The following is a 17,187-nucleotide window of genomic DNA, read 5'->3' as shown; positions in this document are numbered from 1 at the left end:
TTGCGACGGACTATGACATAGTACGTCCTATGTCTTCAAGCCTGAAGGAAGAGTTGATCTTCGATCCGGCCGACAGCGGCTACCACACGTATCGCATCCCGGCGCTGGTCGCCGACGGCGACACCGTGATCGCCTTCTGCGAGGGGCGGGTGAACTCGGGGTCCGACACCGGCAAGATCGACCTGGTCTGCCGGAGATCGACCGACGGCGGCGCGACCTGGGGCGAGGTCCAGGTGGTGCACACGGCCGACGACGCGACCTGCGGCAACCCAGCCCCGGTGATCGATCCGGCGAGCGGCGACGTCGTCCTGGTCTCGGTCCGCAACCCCGGCGATCTCTCCGAGAAGAAGCTGCACCTGTCCGACCAGGCCTATCTGGCCCGCCGCGTATTTCTCCAGCGCAGCAGCGATCTGGGCCTGACCTGGACCGAGCCCGAGGAGATCACCGATGCCGTCAAACACAAGAACTGGGGCTGGTACGCGACCGGCCCCTGTCACGGCATCGCCCTCACCCAGGGCCCGCATGCGGGCCGACTGCTGATCCCGGCCAACCACACCGTGCTCCCCGAACCCGACCAGGATCCCGATCCGCGGCAGCGCTACAGCGCCGGTCACTGCATCGTCAGCGACGACGGCGGCCACAGCTGGCGGCTCGGCTTCGTCGATGATCATGTCGACGACGCGGATCCGCTGGCGATCAACCCGAACGAGTCCGCGGCCGTCGAACTGGCCGACGGCCGGGTCTACTTCAACACCCGCAACTTCTCCAGCAAGGTCTCGGGCCGGGTGCACGCCTGGTCCGAGGACGGGGGCGACTCCCTGGACGCGTCCTACCGGCCGGTCCGGGCGACGGTGGCGCCGGACGTGCAGGCCGCCCTGCTCCGGCTGCCCGACGACCGGATCGTGCTGTCCACGCCGCGTTCGGCCGGCCGCCGGGCCCGGCTCGGCCTCTACGTCGGCAACGCCGGCGGCACCGGCTGGCGCCGCGGGCCGCTGCTGCACGCGGGACCGGCCGCCTATTCCGACCTCGCCCTGCTTTCCGGCGAGAACCTCGGCATCCTGTACGAGGCGGGCGAGAAGCGTCCGTACGAAGGAATCCGACTGGCCCGCGTACCGTTGTCGACGATCGGCAACGGACGCTCGTGAACGGAGGAACCACCATGATCGGCGACCCGACCGGGGACCCGAAGCTGCGGCTGGACGGCGTGATCCCGCCCTTGGTCACGCCGCTGACCGAGGAGGGCGACGTCGATGCCCGTTCGCTGGCCCGGTTGATCACGTACCAGCTCGAGGCGGGCTGCACCGGTGTCTTCGTCCTCGGCAGCAGCGGTGAGGGCACGTCGCTCTCCGATGATCAACGGGCCCGGGTGCTCGACGTGGCACGGACCGAGACCGCCGGCGCGGCCACCCTGCTGGCCGGCACCATCGAACCGTCCACCAACCGGGTCGCCGACCTGGTCCGGCAGGCGATGAAGTTCAGCGTGGACGGCCTGGTGATCACCGCGCCGTTCTACATCCCGCCGCACCGCAACGAGATCGACCGGCACTTCCGCCGGCTCGCCGAGCTGGCCGGCCAGACCCCGGTCTTCGGCTACGACATCCCGTCCCGGGTGAGCCTCAAGCTGGACAGCGAGTTGATCTTGGAACTCGCCGCCGACGGCGTGCTGGCCGGGGTGAAGGACTCCAGCGGTGCCGAACTGAGCCTGCGCTTGCTGGTCAACGGGCGCCGCGACCGCGGGCTGGACGGGTTCTCGATCATGACCGGCTCGGAGGTGACCGTCGACGCCGCGATGCAGCTCGGCGTCGACGGCGCCGTGCCCGGGCTCGGCAACGTCGACCCGGCCGGCTACGTCCGGATCCTCAACCTGGTCGCAGCCGGCGACCTGGCCGGAGCGCGGGCCGAGCAGGACCGGCTGATCACACTGTTCGACATCATCAAGGCCGGCGACCGGAGCCGGATCGGGGGCGCTTCCGCGGCGCTCGGTGCGTTCAAGGCGGCGGTCTGGCTGCTCGGCGTGATCGACTGCCCGCGGCTCGCCGAACCGGCGATCGGACTGAATGACGCCGAGATCGCCGGAATCCGGGGCAGGATGGAGGCCGCGGGACTGCTGTGAGTCGCAGAGGAGGATTTGATCATGGCCGGTACGGGTTCGACGGCGCGACGCCCGCGGACGGCTGCGACGAACCAGGAGTTCATCCGGGACGCGGTGAAGGCCTACATCCTCGACCACAACCTCGCCTCCGGCGACCCGTTGCCGACCGAGCAGGAGCTGATGAGCCAGCTCGAGGTCGGCCGGCATCCGTTGCGGGAGGCCATGAAGGCCCTGCAGGCGGTCGGCATCATCGAGATCCGGCACGGCTACGGCACCTACGTCGGCACCCTCGGACTGAAGTCGCTCGAGGACGGGCTGGCGTTCCGGATGTCGCAGTCGATGGCCGGCGACCTCCGCGAGGTGCGCGACGTGCTCGCGGTCCGGCAGGCGTTGGAGATCGGGCTGGCCGACGAGGTGGTCGCCCACTTCGCGAACGGCGACCTCGGCGAGCTGACCGGGATCGTGGAGCGGATGGAAGCGGCGGCGGAGCGCGACATCCCGTTCGCCGACGAGGACTGGGAGTTCCACCGGGCCCTCTACCAGCCGCTCGGCAACGCCCTGATCCTCGACCTGGTCAGCGTCTTCTGGCGTACCTTCGCCGACGTGAACGCCCGGCTGCCCGGTGATCAGTACTCCCGGGAGGACGCGGCCCGGTGGCACCGCGACCTGCTGAACGCGCTCGAGTCCGGCGACGCACCCCGGTTCGCCGCGGCGATGAAAGATCATTTCGTCGGCATCCGGACCCGCTTCGAGCGGTGAACCTGATGGTCATCTTCGGCCCGTAGAGTGTCCGCCGTGACAGACGACGGCTTGGTTGCGGCCGGGGACTTCCGGCTGTTCGTGTCGCGTACCGGAGTCTCGGACGGTGCGCCGGTGATCCTGCTGCACGGACTGGGTGGTGATCACACGACGTGGGACCGGTTCGCCGAGCACCTCGGTGATCGCTACCAGGTGCTGGCGGTCGACCAGCGCGGGCACGGCGCCAGTGATCATGCCGACCACTACTCCTTCCGGGCTCTGGCCGAGGACGTCTGGCGACTGGCCGACGCGCTGGGACTGGACCGGGTGACGCTGATCGGCCACTCGATGGGTGGCCTGGCGGCCCTGATCGCGGCCCAGCTGCAGCCGGACCGGGTGGCCGCACTGGTGGTCGAGGAGGCGCCGCCGCCGGTGCCACTGGACCGCCCCGACGTCGAACCACCGGACCAACCGACGCCGTACGACTTCGCGTTGATCAACCAGCTCCGGGCCGAACTGCGCTCCCCCGACCCGGCGAACTGGTCCCGGCTGGAGTCGATCACCGCCCCGGTGTTGATCTTGGCCGGCGGACCGACCAGCGCGCTGCCCCAGGAGCCGCAGGCCGACGTCGCCGGACGGATCCCGGACGCCACGTTCCGTACGCTGCCGTACGGGCACGGAATCCACCGCGAGGAAGGCCATCCGGCCTTTTGCGCCGCCATCGACGAGTTCCTGGGGTCGCGGGTCCATGCGGCTCGATCGTGATCAACTCGCGGAGCTGACGCTACGGCGGCAGTTCCCGTCCGCACCGGCCGGCCGGCCCGCCCTGCGCGACCTGCGCACCGTGTTCCGGCGGATCGGACCGGTCCAGTCCCAGGCTCCGCGGGCCCCGTTCCTCGCCGCCGCCAGCCGGCTGCCCGGCCTCGACTACCACACGATCTGTGCCGCCCTGGAGTCGTACCAGCTGGTCAAGACGAGCAACCTGCGCGGCACCGTGCACACCTCGGTGGCCGATCGGTTCGCCCTGCTCGATGCGGTGGCGCGGCTCGGCCGGTCGACCGCGATCCTGCGGCAGCTGGGATTGCAGCGGGTCGACCCGGCCGAGCTCGAAGCGGAACTCGAGGCGTTCTGCACCGACGCCTGGCGGTCCCGGGACGAGATCTGCGAGCACGCCGACCAGTGGCTGGCGGCCCACGAGCCCGGGTTCGGCACGCTCGGATCGAGCAGCAACCGAGGCCTGATCTGGGGTCACAGCGGACTGATCCGCCGACCCAAGGACGCCGCCTGGGAGAAGCGCACCGACATCTACCACCGGACCGCCGCCGCCGTGATCGAGGAGGCCGAGCCGGTCGATCCGGAGGCGGCCCTGGCCGAGTTGATCACCGGACACTGCGCCGCGTACGGGCCCGTGCACCGCCGCGACCTGGCCTTCTTCTTCGGCGTCGGCCTGACCCGGGTCGACACCGCCGTGGCCGCGCTCGGCGACACCCTGGTGCAGCACACCGGGCCGGACCACGAACCGCTGTTCGACCTGGCCCGGCCGCCCCGCGGCGGCGAGTCCGACCCCGGCTGCCGGCTGCTCGGCGAGTTCGACGGCCTGCTGCTCGGCTTCAGCGGCCCGAACCGGACCCGGTTCTGCACCGAGGAGCAGCTGGCGGCGATCTGGCGCAAGGCGAACGGCCTCTTCGCCCCGGTCGTCCTCCATGATCAACGACTGGTCGCCACCTGGCGCACCGTCGCCCGCGGCCGCCGAACCGAGATCGAGATCACCCCGCTCCCCGGCGAATCCCGCCTGTCGGAGGACATCGTCGCCCCTCCAGCCCAAGACGTCGCCACCGCCCTCAACCTCGACCTAGCCGACCTCCGCCTCCTCCCCTAAACCCCCGCCGACCGGGCACAAAAGCAGGCGTTTCTGCGGCGTGTCGCTGCGCTTGTGCCCGGTCGATCCGGAGGAGGAGGTGGAGGGGCGCCGGTGATTGGCAGTGACGGCCGGAACCGGCAACAGTCACACGCAACGCGATGGATCGGCCGGAACGGCACCGGGGGAAAGGCGTCGGGTGAGGGCTCGGCACAGTTCGGCAGGTCCCGCCGCCGGCCGGCGCTCCGCTGCACTGCGACCTCCCGTCACCGAACCGGGTGAAGCCTCGATGCCGGTCCAGACCCCACGATCGGGGAAGGTTCCGCCGCGTACACGCGGCCCACAACTCCCCAATCAAGGGAACTCCCGGCACCCCCGGCTGGGGACGGCTCGCCCGCTGCGCCCGGATCGGCACCAACGACGACTCATTCTTCTAGAGCTCGTCGTGGCAAAGGCTGGACCGGTTGCTGAACTGGGGGTTGCTGCACGAAAGGTTGCTGTGGGGTGGGAGGCGGCACCGGGACGCCCTGATAGTGCTTGGTCCGCGGGTGCCACTGAACACCGTCCCACCAGCAAAGAGCCCGGTTGTCCGAAGGGTCGGGGTACCAACCCGGCGGGATCATCGGCGGCACCATCGGCCCGACGACTTCCTGGTACGTGATCGGCTGACCAGCAGCCTTAGTCGCCTTGATCTGCTTCTTCTGGTTACGGAGCATGAAGTGGTTCTGCACGACCTGGGCACGGGTGGCATTCCGGGTTTGCCGTTGATACTTCGCAGCCGCATTGCCGCTGTCCTTGTTCCACCTCACCAGCCCGAGCGTGCCGATGCTCATCGTCTTACGGATCAACCCCATGGCCTTAGCCCTCTCCCCCAAAAGATCACGCAGTGGTCGCAGCGTAGGTGAGTTGGTCCGGTTCCGCTGGCAACTCCGGAAACATCCGCGGACTCGGCACCGAACGCATCGAGTGTGACGAAGTGACCAGCTGAAATCGGTTCCAGCTGGCCGTAACCTCACACTCGACGTGGTCGGTGGCCGCTCAGTGGGTGTGGATGCGGAGTTCGGGGGTGGGGTCGGTGATCAACTCGACCTCTCCGCCGATCGGGAGGGTCGCCAATGGGGTGGTGTGGCCGAAGTCGAGGTTGGCCAGGACGGGTAGGCCGGAGAGGGCGGGCTGGCGGCGGAGGATCTCCGCGAGCACGTCCCGGGTCAGCTCGCTGGCGGCTTGGAACCGCCCGATCACCAGGCCGCGCAGGCCGGCGGCGTCGGGCAGTTGGAGCAGCGAGGTGAGGTCGCGGGCGAACTCGTGCGGGTTGGTCAGGTAGTCGTCCTCGACGGCCAGGACGACCCCGTCGAGACCGGGCCAGCACGCGGTGCCCTGGAGCAGGTTCAGCGTGCACAGGTTGCCGCCGACCAGCCGGCCGCGCGCCGTCCCCGGTGCCAGGGTCCACCAGCCGTCGGTGGGCCGGACCGTGCGATCGTCCTGATCAAGGAACCAGGGGTCGTCGGTCCAGGACTCCCCCGCCCGGATCGCGTACGGTTCGTCGGCCAGACAGGCCTGCCGGAACCAGGTGACGGTCGGCTCGAGATGATCACGCATGCCGAAGGTCGACCAGTGCGGGCCGGAGTAGGTGATCAGGCCGGTCCGGGCGAGGATCGCGTTCTGCAGCGCGGTGATGTCGGAGTAGCCGCTGAGGATCTTCGGGTTCGCGGCGATCAGTTCCCAGTCCAGGTACGGCAGCAGTTCGTTGCTGTTGAAGCCGCCGATCACGGTCAGGATGCCGCGCACCTCGGGGTCGGCGAATGCCTCGTGCAGGTCCTCGACCCTGGACTCGATCGAGCTGGAGTCGAAGACGTCCCGCTCGTCGACGTGCCGGCCGAAGGTGACCCGCAGGCCGAGCTCGGCGAACCGCTGCTCGATCAACGCGGAATGATCATGGTCCAGGACGAACGCCCGGCTCCGCGCCGGCGCGACCACCCGCACGGTGTCGCCCGGCTTCAGCTTCGGCGCAACAAGGGTCTCCACGGGCACCAGCCTGCACCACGCGTCAAGCCGTTTCCGCGGCAGGATTCGCCGGCTTCGCCCCGGTCCCGGAGGTCCGCCGCCGCTGCCGCTTGCCGCGGGCCAGCTCGGTGGCCAGCGCGTCCAGCGGCTGCGCGAACTGATCATGGAACTGGGCCAGCCAGGCGTGCAGTTCGTCCAGCGCCGGCAGGTTCACCGCATAGATCCGGCGCGGCCCGTCCACCCGTACCGTCACCAGGTCGGTGTCCCGGAGCACCTTCAGGTGCTGGGAGGTGGCCGGCTGGGAGATGCCGAACCGGTCCCGGGCGGCCTCGGCCAGCTCCCCGGCGGTACGGTCTCCGCGGGCGAGCAGCTCGAGGAGGTGCCGGCGCACCGGGTCGGCCAGGGTTTCGAAGATCGCCATGATCAGCCGGATCGTCTCACGACTCGGCGGTGTAGGCGGCCGCCGTCCGGTCGGCGGCCTCGCCGGCCAGCCGGGCGTCCTCGCCGTCGGCGACCGCCGCCCGGGCCCAATCGGCGCTGGAACGCCGGATCGCCTCCCGGCCGTCCGGGGTCGACGTCCACTCCTGCTCGACCACCCTCCGGCCGGTCCGGAGATGCTCGTCCAGCCCGACCAGGCCGATGTCCCAGCCCACCCCGCCGGCGCCGGGACCGTACGTCCGCCAGCTGTCGTCGACCGGCTGCTCGTGCCTCAGTTCGATCATGGTCCGCCCGTCCGGCTCGGTCCGGAACCGTACCTCGACCCAGGACAGGCCGCCGTCGTACTCCCAGGTCACCTTGATCAACTCCGGCCGCCGGCAACTCTCGATCAACCCGCCGGCGTTGCCCTCGAACTGATACCGGCCACCGAGCCTGAGGTCACCGCTGACCGGCAGGAACCAGCGCGGCAGTCGTTCGGCGTTGGTGAACGCGTCCCAGACCTGGTCCACGTCGGCGTCGTAGTGGCGCCGCAGGATCACGATCTTGGTCGGCTCGCCGTCCCGCTCGCCGCCGGCCACCCGGCGCTCGACCTGGTCGATCAGATCCAGGGCGGTGATCACGACTGCTCTTCCGGAACCGTGGTGTAGAAGGCAAGCACCGCCTCCGTCGCGGCCCGAGCCTCGGCCGGATCGGTGCCGTCCGCGATGTCGGCCCGGGCCCAGTCGTCGGCGGCGTAGCGGTGGAACTCCAACCCCTCCGGCGTGGTGGGCCAGGTGAAGGCATCGACCGGCCGGTCGGCACCGGACTCGAGGTGCAGGCCGAGACCGAGCAGGGCGCCGTCCCAGCCGACGCCGACGGCACCCGGCCCGTACTGCTTGGCGAACTCGGGATCGACGTGCGCCTCGTGGATCAACTCGAGCGCCGTCTGCTCGCCCTCGGGGCTGAGCCTGATCTCCAGCCAGGAGACCTGACCGCCACCCTCCCAGGTGGTCTTGATCAACTCCGGCTGCCGGCAGGTCTCGACGACGCCGCCGGCGTTGCCCTCGAACTGGTACCGCCCGCCGACCCTGAGGTCGCCGGACACCGGCAGGAACCAGCGCGGCAGCCGCTCCGCACTGGTCAGTGCGTCCCACACGTCACCCGGCTCGGCCGGGTAGGACCGGTGCGCGATCGCGATCTTGGTCGGCTTGCCGTCCCGCTCCCCGGTGCGGACCTCGCGGGTCACGGCCTTGACGTGTTCCAACGGGTTCATCCGAGCTCCTTCACTAAGTTCTAGCTTATATAAGGTCAGACTAAACCATGACTGGATAGGGTTCAAGCCATGAAGGTTCTGGTGACGGGCGGTGCCGGCTACATCGGCGCTCACGTGGTGCGGTTGCTGCAGCAGCGCGACGACACAGTGATCGTGGTCGACGACCTGAGCACCGGGGTGGCGGAGAACGTCGGCACGGCGGCTCTGGTCCACCTCGATCTCTCGGTCCCCGAGTCGGTGGAGAAGCTCGAGTCCGTACTCACCGAGTACGCCGTCGACGCCGTCATCCACATCGCCGCGAAGAAGCAGGTCGGCGAGTCGGTGGAACGCCCGGTCTGGTACTACCAGCAGAACGTCGGCGGTTTCGGTCACCTGCTGCAGGCCATGCAGGCGGCCGGGGTGAACAAGATGATGTTCTCCTCCTCCGCCGCGACCTACGGCAAGGCCGACGTGCCGGCCGGCCAGCTGGTCACCGAGAACACGGCACCGCAGCCAATCAGCCCGTACGGCGAGACCAAGCTGGTCTGCGAATGGATGATGCGGGCGGCCGGCGTCTCCTGGGGCCTGCGCGGGGTCGGGCTGCGCTACTTCAACGTCGCCGGGACCGGCTGGCCGGAACTCGGTGACCCGACGGTGCTCAATCTCATTCCGCTGGCGCTGCGGTCGCTGACCTCGGGCGAGCGACCCAAGGTGTTCGGCAACGACTACCCCACTCCGGACGGCACCGGGATCCGCGACTACGTGCACGTCCTCGACCTGGCCGACGCCCACCTGGCCGCGCTGGACTACCTGGAGCGCGACGAGCGCCCGTACGACATCTTCAACGTCGGCACCGGCCACGGGTCCTCGGTGCTCGAGGTGCTGGCCGAGATCGGCCGGTCCTCCGGGTACGCGATCGATCCGGAGATCATCGCCCGCCGGCCCGGCGACCCGGCCGAGGTGGTCGCCGACGTGAGCCGGATCAAGGAGGCCCTCGGCTGGACCTCCCGGCACACGCTGGCCGAGATGACCGACTCCGCCTGGACCGCCTGGGAGCTCACCCACGGCGAGCCGAAGGCCACCCCGACCGGGACCGGCCGGGCCACCCCGGTCCGCCGTTGATCATGAACGACTCGATGATCATGGACGAGAAGTTGATCATCCGGGTGGAGGACCTGCTGGCCGGGCCGCGGCCGGTCCCGATCGTCTTCGCGGGCGACCCGGTGCTGCGGCGGCCCGCCGCCGACTACCAGGGACAGCTCCCGGCCCCGCTACTGGCCGAGCTGCTGGCGGCGATGCGGGAGACCATGCGGGACGCGCCCGGCGTCGGCCTGGCCGCGCCGCAGATCGGCCTGGGGCTGCGGATCGCCGTGATCGAGGACGACGCCGACCTGCCCGAAGAGGTCACGACGGCACTGGACCGGCAACCGCTGCCGTACCAGGTGATCATCAATCCGGCCTACGAACCGCTCGACGATGATCAGGACGAGCACTACGAGGGCTGCCTCTCGGTGCCCGGATACCGCGCCGGAAGGGCCCGGCACCACCGGGTCCGGCTGAGCTACCTCGATGATCAACTCGTGGCCCGGGAGCAGGAGTTCTCCGGCTGGTCGGCCCGGATCGTGCAGCACGAGACCGATCACCTGAACGGGATGCTCTATCTGGACCGGGCGGACCTGCGGTCGCTCAGCTTCACCGGCTCCTGATCACTCCGCGGCCGGCTCGACAGGATCGGGTACGTCGAGCCGCGCCAGCATCCGCTTGAGCATCCGGTTCAGCGTCGCCAGTTCCTTGCGGGAGATCGCCGAGGCCAACTCCTCCTCGCGCTGCCCCCGGAGATCCATCGCCCGCCGCCACAGGTCGGCGCCGGCCCGGGTCACCTCCACGTCCAGGCGACGCCGGTCCGTACCGCCGGGAACCCGCTGCACGTAGCCGGCCTGCTCCAGCTTGGCCAGCCGCCCGGTCATCCCGGCCGGCGAGATGCCCAGGTCCTCGGCCAGCCGGGACGGCGAGGCCCGGCCGGGCGTCTCCCTGATCATCAACGTGTGCAGCGTCGCGTACTCGGCGAGCTCGAGACCCACCCGCGCCGCGGCCTCGGCCTTGTAGTCGGTCAGCCGCACGGCGATCAGCTGGATCCGGTAGATCGCCGCCTCCACCTCGTCGTCGAACGGGACGTCGATCCAGTGATTGCGCCACCGTTGCACGTGGCGGTCGGCCGCATCGTCAGGCATGGCCCCAGCATAGTGATATTTCGTTGACAAAATATTTGCCAGCGAACTACCTTGGCGAACGTGCAGGAGATCAACCCGAGCCCGCTGACCTCGATCCCGTTCCGCTGGCTGCTCGGCGGGACGACGATCCAGTCGCTCGGCGCCGGGATCGCGCCGGTGGCGCTGGCGTTCGCCGTGCTCGACCTCGGCGGTTCGGCCCAGGAGCTCGGCCTGGTGATCGCCCTGTACGCGGCCGCGGACGTGATCACCTCCCTGTTCGGCGGCTGGCTCGGCGACCGGATCCCGCGGAGCCGGCTGGTCGCGCTGGCCACCGCGGGCAACGGACTGATCCAGCTGATCGCGGCGGTCGGCCTGATCGGCGACTGGGCGACGATCCCGCTGCTCGGCGTGCTCGGCGCCGCCGGCGGCTGCGCGACCGCCCTCGCGGTGCCCAGCTCGCGGGCGCTGATCGGACAGACCATCGAGGACGGCCAGCTCTCCGGCGCGGTGGCCAGCCGCCGGCTCGGCCAGAACGTCGGCCTGATCCTCGGCACCGGACTGGCCGGGATGCTCGTCGTCTGGATCGGTTCCGGCTGGGCCCTCGCGGTCGACGCCGCGGCCCTCGGCGTCGCCGCCTGGTGCTTCTCCCGGCTCCGCGCGGAACGCCCGACCGGGGCCCGTGACGAGTCGATGTTGCGCGGCCTGGCCGGCGGCGCCCGGGAGGTGTTCCGGCACGCCTGGCTGTGGCTGTTACTCCTGCAGGCGTTGATCTACCACCTGTTCTTCGGTGGCGCGCAGGCCGTCCTCGGCCCGATCGTGATCGGCGAGACGCTCGGCCGCGAGGCCTGGGGCTGGGGCCTGGCCGCGATGATGGTCGGCTTCGTCACCGGCGGTCTGGTCAGCCTGCGCTGGCGGCCGCAGCGTCCGCTGCTGGCCGGGGTGGCCCTGCTCATCCTGACGGCGGCGTTCCCGATCGCGATGGCGTACGCGACCCCCACGGCGGCCGGCCTGGCGGTGCTGCTGGCCGGCGCCTTCGCGCACGGCTTCGGGCTGGAGATCTTCAGCGTCGGCTGGGACCTGTCGATCCAGCAGAACATCGCCGAGGACAAGCTGGCCCGGGTGTACGCGCTCGATCAGGTCGGCTCCTTCGTGGCCCGGCCGGTCGGGCTGGCGCTGACCGCCCCGGTCGCCGCTCTGACCGGCTTCCGGCCCTGGCTGGTGGTGGTCGGGGTCGTCATCGTGGCCAGTTGCCTGGCCGCGCTGGCCGTACCTTCGGTGCGCAGGTTGCGCCGCCGAACGAGCCCGAGTGAGGTCACCGAAGCACGGCTGTAACCGTTTCGTCACGTGATGGTCGAATCTGTCACTGCCGCGTAACAACATGGCGCGCCCTCTGCAATATCCGCTCAGCAGAGTCTGGTGAAGGACCTTCCAGCCTTTCACCGAAGGAATCTCCATGACTCCACTCGAACTGAATTCGGGCGACACTGCCTGGATTCTCACCTCCGCGGCCCTGGTGTTGCTGATGACACCCGGCCTCGCGCTCTTCTACGGCGGCATGGTCCGCGCGAAGAGCGTGCTCAACATGATGATGATGAGCTTCGGCGCGCTGGCACTGATCTCAGTGCTCTGGGTGCTGTACGGCTACTCGATGGCCTTCGGCAACGACGTGGGCCTCGGCCTGCTCGGCAACCCGATCGAATACCTCGGCCTGAACGGGCTGATGGCCGATGATCCGGAAGCCACGTTGCCGGCGATGGCCTTCGTCGGGTTCCAAGCCGTCTTCGCCATCATCACCGCGGCCCTGATCTCCGGCGCCATCGCCGACCGGGCCAAGTTCGGCACCTGGATGATCTTCATCGGCATCTGGGTGACTCTGGTCTACTTCCCGATTGCGCACTGGGTGTTCGCGTTCACCAACGACACAGAGACCGTGATCGGCGGCTGGATCGCGAACAACCTGGCCGCGATCGACTTCGCCGGCGGCACCGCGGTGCACATCAACGCCGGTGCGGCAGGCCTGGCCCTGGCCCTGGTACTGGGCAAGCGGATCGGCTTCGGCAAGGAGCCGATGCGACCGCACAACATGACCCTGGTCATGATCGGCGCGGGCCTGCTCTGGTTCGGCTGGTTCGGCTTCAACGCCGGTTCCGCGGTCGCCGCGGACAACACCGCCTCCGTGGTCTGGGTGAACACCCTGGTCGCGACCGCCGCCGGAACGCTCGGCTGGCTGCTCACCGAACGGATCCGGGACGGCAAACCGACCTCGCTCGGCGCCGCCTCCGGTGTGGTCGCCGGTCTGGTCGCGATCACTCCTGCCTGCTCCGCGGTCTCGCCGGTCGGCGCGATCATCATCGGGGCGATCGCCGGTGCACTGTGTGCCCTCGCGGTCGGACTGAAGTACAAGCTCGGGTACGACGATTCGCTCGACGTGGTCGGGGTGCACCTGGTGGCCGGCCTCTGGGGCACCATCGCGATCGGCCTCTTCCTCACCAGCGAGGCCCCGGCCGGGGCGCCCACCGAAGACAACCCGGCTGGCCTCAACGGTCTCTTCTACGGCGGTTGGTTCGATCAGCTCTGGCGCCAGGCCGTCGGCGCCGTCGCCGTGATGGTGGTCAGCTTCGTGATCACGTACCTGATCGGTTTGATCTTGGAGAAGACGATCGGCTTCCGGGTCGACAAGGAGAGCGAGCTGGACGGTGTCGACAGCAGCGAGCACGCTGAGACCGCGTACGATCTCGGCACGCTGGGTGCCACCCGCCGGGGTGGGCTGGGCACCACGACCCGTCCGGCCGAGCCGGCCGAGGCGACCGGTAACGGCGTCGACAGCAAGTCATCCGAGGAGGTGACGGCATGAAGTTGATCACCGCGATCATCAAGCCCCACATGCTGGACGAGGTGAAGGCCGCCCTGGAATCCTTCGGGATCGAAGGGATGACCGTCAGCGAGGCCAGCGGATTCGGGCGGCAGCGTGGACACACCGAGGTCTACCGGGGGGCGGAGTACACCGTCGACCTGGTGCCCAAGGTGAGACTTGAGGTGCTCGTGGACGACGAGGATGCCGGTGACATCATCGACGTTCTGGTCAAGAGCGCACGGACCGGCCGCATCGGTGACGGCAAGGTCTGGTCCGTTCCGGTCGAGGACGTGGTCCGCGTCCGGACGGGCGAGCGCGGGCTGGACGCGCTCTGAAGCGTGATCTGACCACCGAGCGCCTCGGCGTCGCGATCCGGTCCTCCTGGGCAACCACGGCGGGGCCGGATCGTCGGCGTTCTGTCGCCAGGTTGGTGGAGGACTTCCTGATCGACCTGTACGGCTCCGCGGCGGGCACCGACCGCCGCGGGGTCGCGCTGGCGGCCGTCGGAAGCCTCGCCCGCCGGGAGTTGGGTCCCCGGTCCGACATCGATCTCGTCCTGCTGCACGACGGGTCGGACCAGGCCGCGATCGACACCCTGGCCGAGAAGCTCTGGTATCCGCTCTGGGATTCGGGGCTCCGTCTTGATCATTCGGTACGGACTCCGGCCGAGTGCGCCGAGGTCGCCCACCGGGAGCTGAGCGCCGCGGTCGGCCTGCTCGACCTGCGGCTGATCGCGGGCGAGCCGGAGCTCGTCGAACGGGCCCGGTCCGGCCTGCTGGAGGCGTGGCGGGCCGGGGCCCGGCGGCGGTTGCCGGAGCTGCTGGAGTCGCTGTCCGAGCGGCACCAGCGCAGCGGCGACGCGGCCTCGCTGCTGGAGCCCGACCTGAAGGAGTGCCGCGGCGGGCTGCGGGACATGATCATGCTCCGGGCGCTGGCGGCGACCTGGCTGACCGACCAGCCCCATGCCGGGGTGCGGGAGCCGTACCAGCGGCTGCTGGACGTCCGGGACGCCCTGCAGGTGGTCTCCGGCCGGGCGCTGGACCGGCTGGTCGCCGGCGAGGTGCCGGACGTCGCCAAGCTGCTCGGCTACGGCGACGAGGACGAGTTGCGCCGCGACATCAGCCTGGCCGCGCGCAAGATCGGCCACGCCGTCGACCTCACCGTACGGTCGGCCCGCCAGGTGCTGCCCGCACGGCGCCGGTTCCCGTTCGCCCGCCGGGAACGCCGGCCGCAGTACGACACCGCGCCGCACGGCCTGATCGTGCACCTCGGCGAGGTCGGCCTGGCCCGGCTCACCTCCCCCGCCGAACCCCTGCTCGGGCTGCGGGCCGGGGCGCTCGCCGCCAGTCGCGGGCTGGTGCTCTCCCCCGTCACCGCGGAGAACCTCGGCGCCCACGCGCCGCCGCTGCCGACCCCCTGGCCGGACGAGGCACGAGAGGCGCTGCTGGAGCTGCTGGCCGGCGGTGAGGCCACCGTCGCGGTCTGGGAGACCCTCGACCTGGCCGGCTGCATCAGCCGCTGGATCCCTTCCTGGGAAGGGATCCGGGCCCGGCCGCAGCACAACCCGGTACACCGGCACACGGTCGACCGGCACTCGGTCCAGGCGGTCGCGGAGGCCGCCCGGCACCTGACCTCGGTGGAGCGACCGGACCTGCTGCTGCTCGGCTGCCTGTTCCACGACATCGGCAAGCTTCCCGGCGCCGAGCATGATCATCCGCGGGTCGGGGCGCCGATCGCGCGGCAGGCCGTCACCGACATGGGGTACGGCGAGGAGGACGCGGCGCTGGTCGAGCTGCTGGTCCGGGAACACCTGACCCTGGCCGAGCTGGCGACGAAACGTGATCATGCCGACCCGGCCACGATGGACGCGCTGGTCAAGGCCGTCGACGGACGGATCGAGGTGCTGCGGCTGCTCCGCGCGCTGACCGAGGCCGACGCCCGGGCGGCTGGGCCCGCGGCCTGGTCGCCGTGGCGGGCGCAGTTGATCAACGCGCTGACCGAGCGGGCCGAGGACCAGCTGGCCGGCGAACCACACACCGGCCGGGCCGGCGGGCTGATCGATCTCGGGCTGGCCCGCTCGGTGGCACTGGACGGACGGTCCCGGATCATCGTCGAGGAGAAGCCGGCCGGACTGCAGGTGATCATCGCGACCCGGGACCGGCTGGGCCTGTTCGGCGACACTGCCGGCCTGCTCGCGGCGCACGGGATCGCCATCCGGTCCGCCCTGCTGAGCACCATCGACGGCATCGCGGTGAACACCTGGCGGGTGGAGTCGGCGGGCGCCACCGACCTGCCCGACCCGGCCTACTTGATCAAGCAGCTGGAGCGGCTCGGCCGCGGCGAACCGGGCGTCCTGGAGGCGATCCGGCGGCGCGAGGAGCGGGTCCAGAACGCCGGCGCCGAGCCCTGGGTGGCCGTGGTTCCGGACGCCAGCGAGTCGGCATCGGTGATCGAGATCCGCGCCAACGACCGCCGCGGCCTGCTCTACGCCTACGGCCGGGCCCTCACCGGCGTCGAGCTCTCGATCAGGTCCGCCCACATCGCCACCCTGGCCGGGCAGGCCATCGACACCTTCTATCTGACCGAGCGCGACGGGGCGGTGCCGACGCCGGCCCGGGCGGCCGAGGCGGCCCGGGTCCTCGGCGACGCCGCCCGCGGAGGCAAGTCCGACTGAGCGGCCCGGCTCTTGTCAGTCAGCCGAACCTGGCCGGCTCGGTCCGGTGAGCGACTGCGGGTAGTCGGTGATGATGCCGTCGACGCCGAGCGCGATCAGTTCGCGCATCCGGCTCGCATCGTTCACCGTCCAGACGTTGATCGCCAGGCCGAGCTGGTGGGCCCGTTCGATCAGCGCGGGGTCGGTGTCGTCGAAGCTCGGGTTGATCTGGTCGGCCCAGGTGCTCAGCTCGACCAGTTCGGCCTCGGTCGGCCGGGACGCGTGCAGCAGGCCGACCGGTACCTCGGGCAGCCGAGCGTGGAAGGCCTTCCCGTCGGCGACGCTGAACGACTGGACGGCGAGCGCACCCTCGGCCAGCGCCCGATCCAGGAAGCGCGGCGTGGCCTCCAGCTCCGCGGCGACCTGCTCCGGCAGACCGGTATCGAGATAGTGGGCACAGGGACTGATCTCGGCCAGCAGCCCGGTCCGGTTGCGGACCATCCCGATCACCTCGCCGAAGGTGAGGATCTTCTCGCCGGCGAACCGCGGGCCGAACCAGGAACCGGCGTCCAGGGTCTTCAGCTCGGCCAGGGTGAAGTCGGAGACCCGGTAGTCGGTCCGGCCCGGGAAACGTTCCTCGACGTCGGTGGTGCGGACCAGGGTGCAGTCGTGGAAGTTCACCAACTTCCCGTCCTTGGTGCGCTGCACATCGATCTCGACGAAGTCGGCGCGCTGGATGATCGCGGCCCGGATCGCCGGGGCGGTGTTCTCGGGGGCGACGCCCGACGCGCCGCGATGGGCGATGACGTCGACATCGGCGGACCGGTCGGCCCGCGCCGGGAGGTTGTACGCGGTCATCGCGACGCCGGCCAGGACCATGATCGCGACGGCACGAGCGAGAACGATAGCGCGGGAGATCCGGGGACGGGTTACGGGGAGCAGGGCGGGCACGGTGCGGAACCTTTCGTCGGCGGGCCGGCGACGATGGTTTCCGGGCAACATGACGATCCGTGGTCCAGTGGGCGATGGTCGGCTGAGCATCCCGTGAGGAGTCGGCAGCCTTGTCCGCTGGGCCGGGTCGCCGTGCTCGTCCGCACTCACCAAGCGCC

18 protein-coding genes are annotated in these 17,187 nt (G+C 70.3%); 11 read left to right on the top strand and 7 right to left on the bottom strand.

What is annotated here, in order from left to right:
• Positions 1-29 precede the first annotated feature (29 nt).
• The 5 genes from ACFQU4_RS27685 to ACFQU4_RS27665 are packed head-to-tail and all read left to right on the top strand — an operon-like array spanning position 30 to position 4,709.
• Positions 30-1,145, top strand: a complete 1,116-nt coding sequence (locus tag ACFQU4_RS27685; protein ID WP_377498280.1) for an exo-alpha-sialidase — start codon at positions 30-32, stop codon at positions 1,143-1,145.
• On the top strand, positions 1,142-2,113 hold the full coding sequence (locus ACFQU4_RS27680; protein WP_377498278.1) for a dihydrodipicolinate synthase family protein: 972 nt from the start codon (positions 1,142-1,144) through the stop codon (positions 2,111-2,113). Before ACFQU4_RS27685 ends, ACFQU4_RS27680 begins: the two co-directional genes overlap by 4 nt.
• Before the next feature lie 21 nt (positions 2,114-2,134).
• The gene (locus ACFQU4_RS27675; protein WP_377498276.1) at positions 2,135-2,851 is read left to right on the top strand and encodes a FadR/GntR family transcriptional regulator; all 717 of its coding nucleotides are present in this window, start codon (positions 2,135-2,137) and stop codon (positions 2,849-2,851) included.
• 36 nt (positions 2,852-2,887) lie between these two features.
• Positions 2,888-3,595, top strand: a complete 708-nt coding sequence (locus ACFQU4_RS27670; RefSeq protein ID WP_377498274.1) for an alpha/beta fold hydrolase — start codon at positions 2,888-2,890, stop codon at positions 3,593-3,595.
• On the top strand, positions 3,579-4,709 hold the full coding sequence (locus ACFQU4_RS27665) for a DNA glycosylase AlkZ-like family protein (protein WP_377498272.1): 1,131 nt from the start codon (positions 3,579-3,581) through the stop codon (positions 4,707-4,709). The genes ACFQU4_RS27670 and ACFQU4_RS27665 overlap by 17 nt, the downstream gene beginning before the upstream one ends.
• 404 nt (positions 4,710-5,113) lie before the next feature.
• Here ACFQU4_RS27665 and ACFQU4_RS27660 read toward each other — a convergent pair whose 3' ends face one another.
• The 5 genes from ACFQU4_RS27660 to ACFQU4_RS27640 all read right to left on the bottom strand — a co-directional run bounded on the left by ACFQU4_RS27660 (position 5,114) and on the right by ACFQU4_RS27640 (position 8,382).
• A complete protein-coding gene (locus tag ACFQU4_RS27660; RefSeq protein ID WP_377498270.1) occupies positions 5,114-5,521 on the bottom strand; it encodes a DUF2510 domain-containing protein in 408 nt (135 codons plus the stop codon).
• Positions 5,522-5,726: 205 nt separating this feature from the next.
• Positions 5,727-6,713: a S66 peptidase family protein gene (locus ACFQU4_RS27655; RefSeq protein WP_377498268.1), complete on the bottom strand. Its 987-nt coding sequence runs from the start codon at positions 6,711-6,713 to the stop codon at positions 5,727-5,729.
• A 22-nt stretch (positions 6,714-6,735) separates the two neighbouring features.
• On the bottom strand, positions 6,736-7,113 hold the full coding sequence (locus tag ACFQU4_RS27650; protein ID WP_377498266.1) for an ArsR/SmtB family transcription factor: 378 nt from the start codon (positions 7,111-7,113) through the stop codon (positions 6,736-6,738).
• Positions 7,114-7,129: 16 nt separating this feature from the next.
• On the bottom strand, positions 7,130-7,750 hold the full coding sequence (locus ACFQU4_RS27645) for an SRPBCC domain-containing protein (protein WP_377498264.1): 621 nt from the start codon (positions 7,748-7,750) through the stop codon (positions 7,130-7,132).
• Complete coding sequence (locus ACFQU4_RS27640; protein ID WP_377498262.1) at positions 7,747-8,382, bottom strand: SRPBCC domain-containing protein; 636 nt, start codon at positions 8,380-8,382, stop codon at positions 7,747-7,749. The genes ACFQU4_RS27645 and ACFQU4_RS27640 overlap by 4 nt, the downstream gene beginning before the upstream one ends.
• Before the next feature lie 69 nt (positions 8,383-8,451).
• Between ACFQU4_RS27640 and galE the strand changes: the two genes are divergently transcribed.
• A complete protein-coding gene (galE, locus tag ACFQU4_RS27635) occupies positions 8,452-9,483 on the top strand; it encodes a UDP-glucose 4-epimerase GalE (RefSeq protein WP_377498260.1) in 1,032 nt (343 codons plus the stop codon).
• Positions 9,484-9,485: 2 nt separating this feature from the next.
• On the top strand, positions 9,486-10,067 hold the full coding sequence (locus ACFQU4_RS27630) for a peptide deformylase (protein ID WP_377498459.1): 582 nt from the start codon (positions 9,486-9,488) through the stop codon (positions 10,065-10,067).
• Here ACFQU4_RS27630 and ACFQU4_RS27625 read toward each other — a convergent pair whose 3' ends face one another.
• The gene (locus ACFQU4_RS27625) at positions 10,068-10,592 is read right to left on the bottom strand and encodes a MarR family winged helix-turn-helix transcriptional regulator (protein WP_377498258.1); all 525 of its coding nucleotides are present in this window, start codon (positions 10,590-10,592) and stop codon (positions 10,068-10,070) included. It lies immediately after the preceding gene.
• A gap of 60 nt (positions 10,593-10,652) precedes the next feature.
• On the opposite strand from ACFQU4_RS27625, the gene ACFQU4_RS27620 reads away from it, so the two are divergent.
• The 4 genes from ACFQU4_RS27620 (at position 10,653) to ACFQU4_RS27605 (ending at position 16,099) form a co-directional block, all read left to right on the top strand.
• Positions 10,653-11,903, top strand: coding sequence for an MFS transporter (locus ACFQU4_RS27620; protein WP_377498256.1), 1,251 nt, complete (start codon positions 10,653-10,655; stop codon positions 11,901-11,903).
• Between the two features lie 121 nt (positions 11,904-12,024).
• Positions 12,025-13,425 carry an ammonium transporter gene (locus tag ACFQU4_RS27615; RefSeq protein ID WP_377498254.1) on the top strand — a complete coding sequence of 467 codons (1,401 nt, stop codon included), beginning with the start codon at positions 12,025-12,027 and terminating at the stop codon, positions 13,423-13,425.
• Positions 13,422-13,760, top strand: coding sequence for a P-II family nitrogen regulator (locus ACFQU4_RS27610; RefSeq protein ID WP_152362723.1), 339 nt, complete (start codon positions 13,422-13,424; stop codon positions 13,758-13,760). The genes ACFQU4_RS27615 and ACFQU4_RS27610 overlap by 4 nt, the downstream gene beginning before the upstream one ends.
• Positions 13,694-16,099 (top strand): [protein-PII] uridylyltransferase, encoded by a 2,406-nt coding sequence (locus ACFQU4_RS27605; RefSeq protein ID WP_377498457.1) that lies wholly within the window; start codon positions 13,694-13,696, stop codon positions 16,097-16,099. The genes ACFQU4_RS27610 and ACFQU4_RS27605 overlap by 67 nt, the downstream gene beginning before the upstream one ends.
• 15 nt (positions 16,100-16,114) lie before the next feature.
• Here ACFQU4_RS27605 and ACFQU4_RS27600 read toward each other — a convergent pair whose 3' ends face one another.
• Positions 16,115-17,029: a glycerophosphodiester phosphodiesterase gene (locus ACFQU4_RS27600; RefSeq protein ID WP_377498252.1), complete on the bottom strand. Its 915-nt coding sequence runs from the start codon at positions 17,027-17,029 to the stop codon at positions 16,115-16,117.
• Positions 17,030-17,187 lie beyond the last annotated feature (158 nt).

It is taken from the genome of Microlunatus sp. GCM10028923, from assembly GCF_042666975.1.
In the GTDB taxonomy this organism is placed as follows: domain Bacteria; phylum Actinomycetota; class Actinomycetes; order Propionibacteriales; family Propionibacteriaceae; genus Microlunatus.
The sequence above is the reverse complement of the archived record's forward strand: the minus strand, read 5'-3'. Positions and strand labels throughout refer to the sequence as shown.

What these genes read in the sequence shown, in the direction of transcription:
- ACFQU4_RS27630 (WP_377498459.1), top strand. Translation starts at nt 9,486, where the DNA reads ATGAACGACTCGATGATCATGGACGAGAAGTTGATCATCCGGGTGGAG.
- ACFQU4_RS27625 (WP_377498258.1), bottom strand. Translation starts at nt 10,592, where the DNA reads ATGCCTGACGATGCGGCCGACCGCCACGTGCAACGGTGGCGCAATCAC.
- ACFQU4_RS27665 (WP_377498272.1), top strand. Translation starts at nt 3,579, where the DNA reads ATGCGGCTCGATCGTGATCAACTCGCGGAGCTGACGCTACGGCGGCAG.
- galE (WP_377498260.1), top strand. Translation starts at nt 8,452, where the DNA reads ATGAAGGTTCTGGTGACGGGCGGTGCCGGCTACATCGGCGCTCACGTG.
- ACFQU4_RS27675 (WP_377498276.1), top strand. Translation starts at nt 2,135, where the DNA reads ATGGCCGGTACGGGTTCGACGGCGCGACGCCCGCGGACGGCTGCGACG.
- ACFQU4_RS27640 (WP_377498262.1), bottom strand. Translation starts at nt 8,382, where the DNA reads ATGAACCCGTTGGAACACGTCAAGGCCGTGACCCGCGAGGTCCGCACC.
- ACFQU4_RS27685 (WP_377498280.1), top strand. Translation starts at nt 30, where the DNA reads ATGTCTTCAAGCCTGAAGGAAGAGTTGATCTTCGATCCGGCCGACAGC.
- ACFQU4_RS27660 (WP_377498270.1), bottom strand. Translation starts at nt 5,521, where the DNA reads ATGAGCATCGGCACGCTCGGGCTGGTGAGGTGGAACAAGGACAGCGGC.
- ACFQU4_RS27615 (WP_377498254.1), top strand. Translation starts at nt 12,025, where the DNA reads ATGACTCCACTCGAACTGAATTCGGGCGACACTGCCTGGATTCTCACC.
- ACFQU4_RS27610 (WP_152362723.1), top strand. Translation starts at nt 13,422, where the DNA reads ATGAAGTTGATCACCGCGATCATCAAGCCCCACATGCTGGACGAGGTG.
- ACFQU4_RS27650 (WP_377498266.1), bottom strand. Translation starts at nt 7,113, where the DNA reads ATGGCGATCTTCGAAACCCTGGCCGACCCGGTGCGCCGGCACCTCCTC.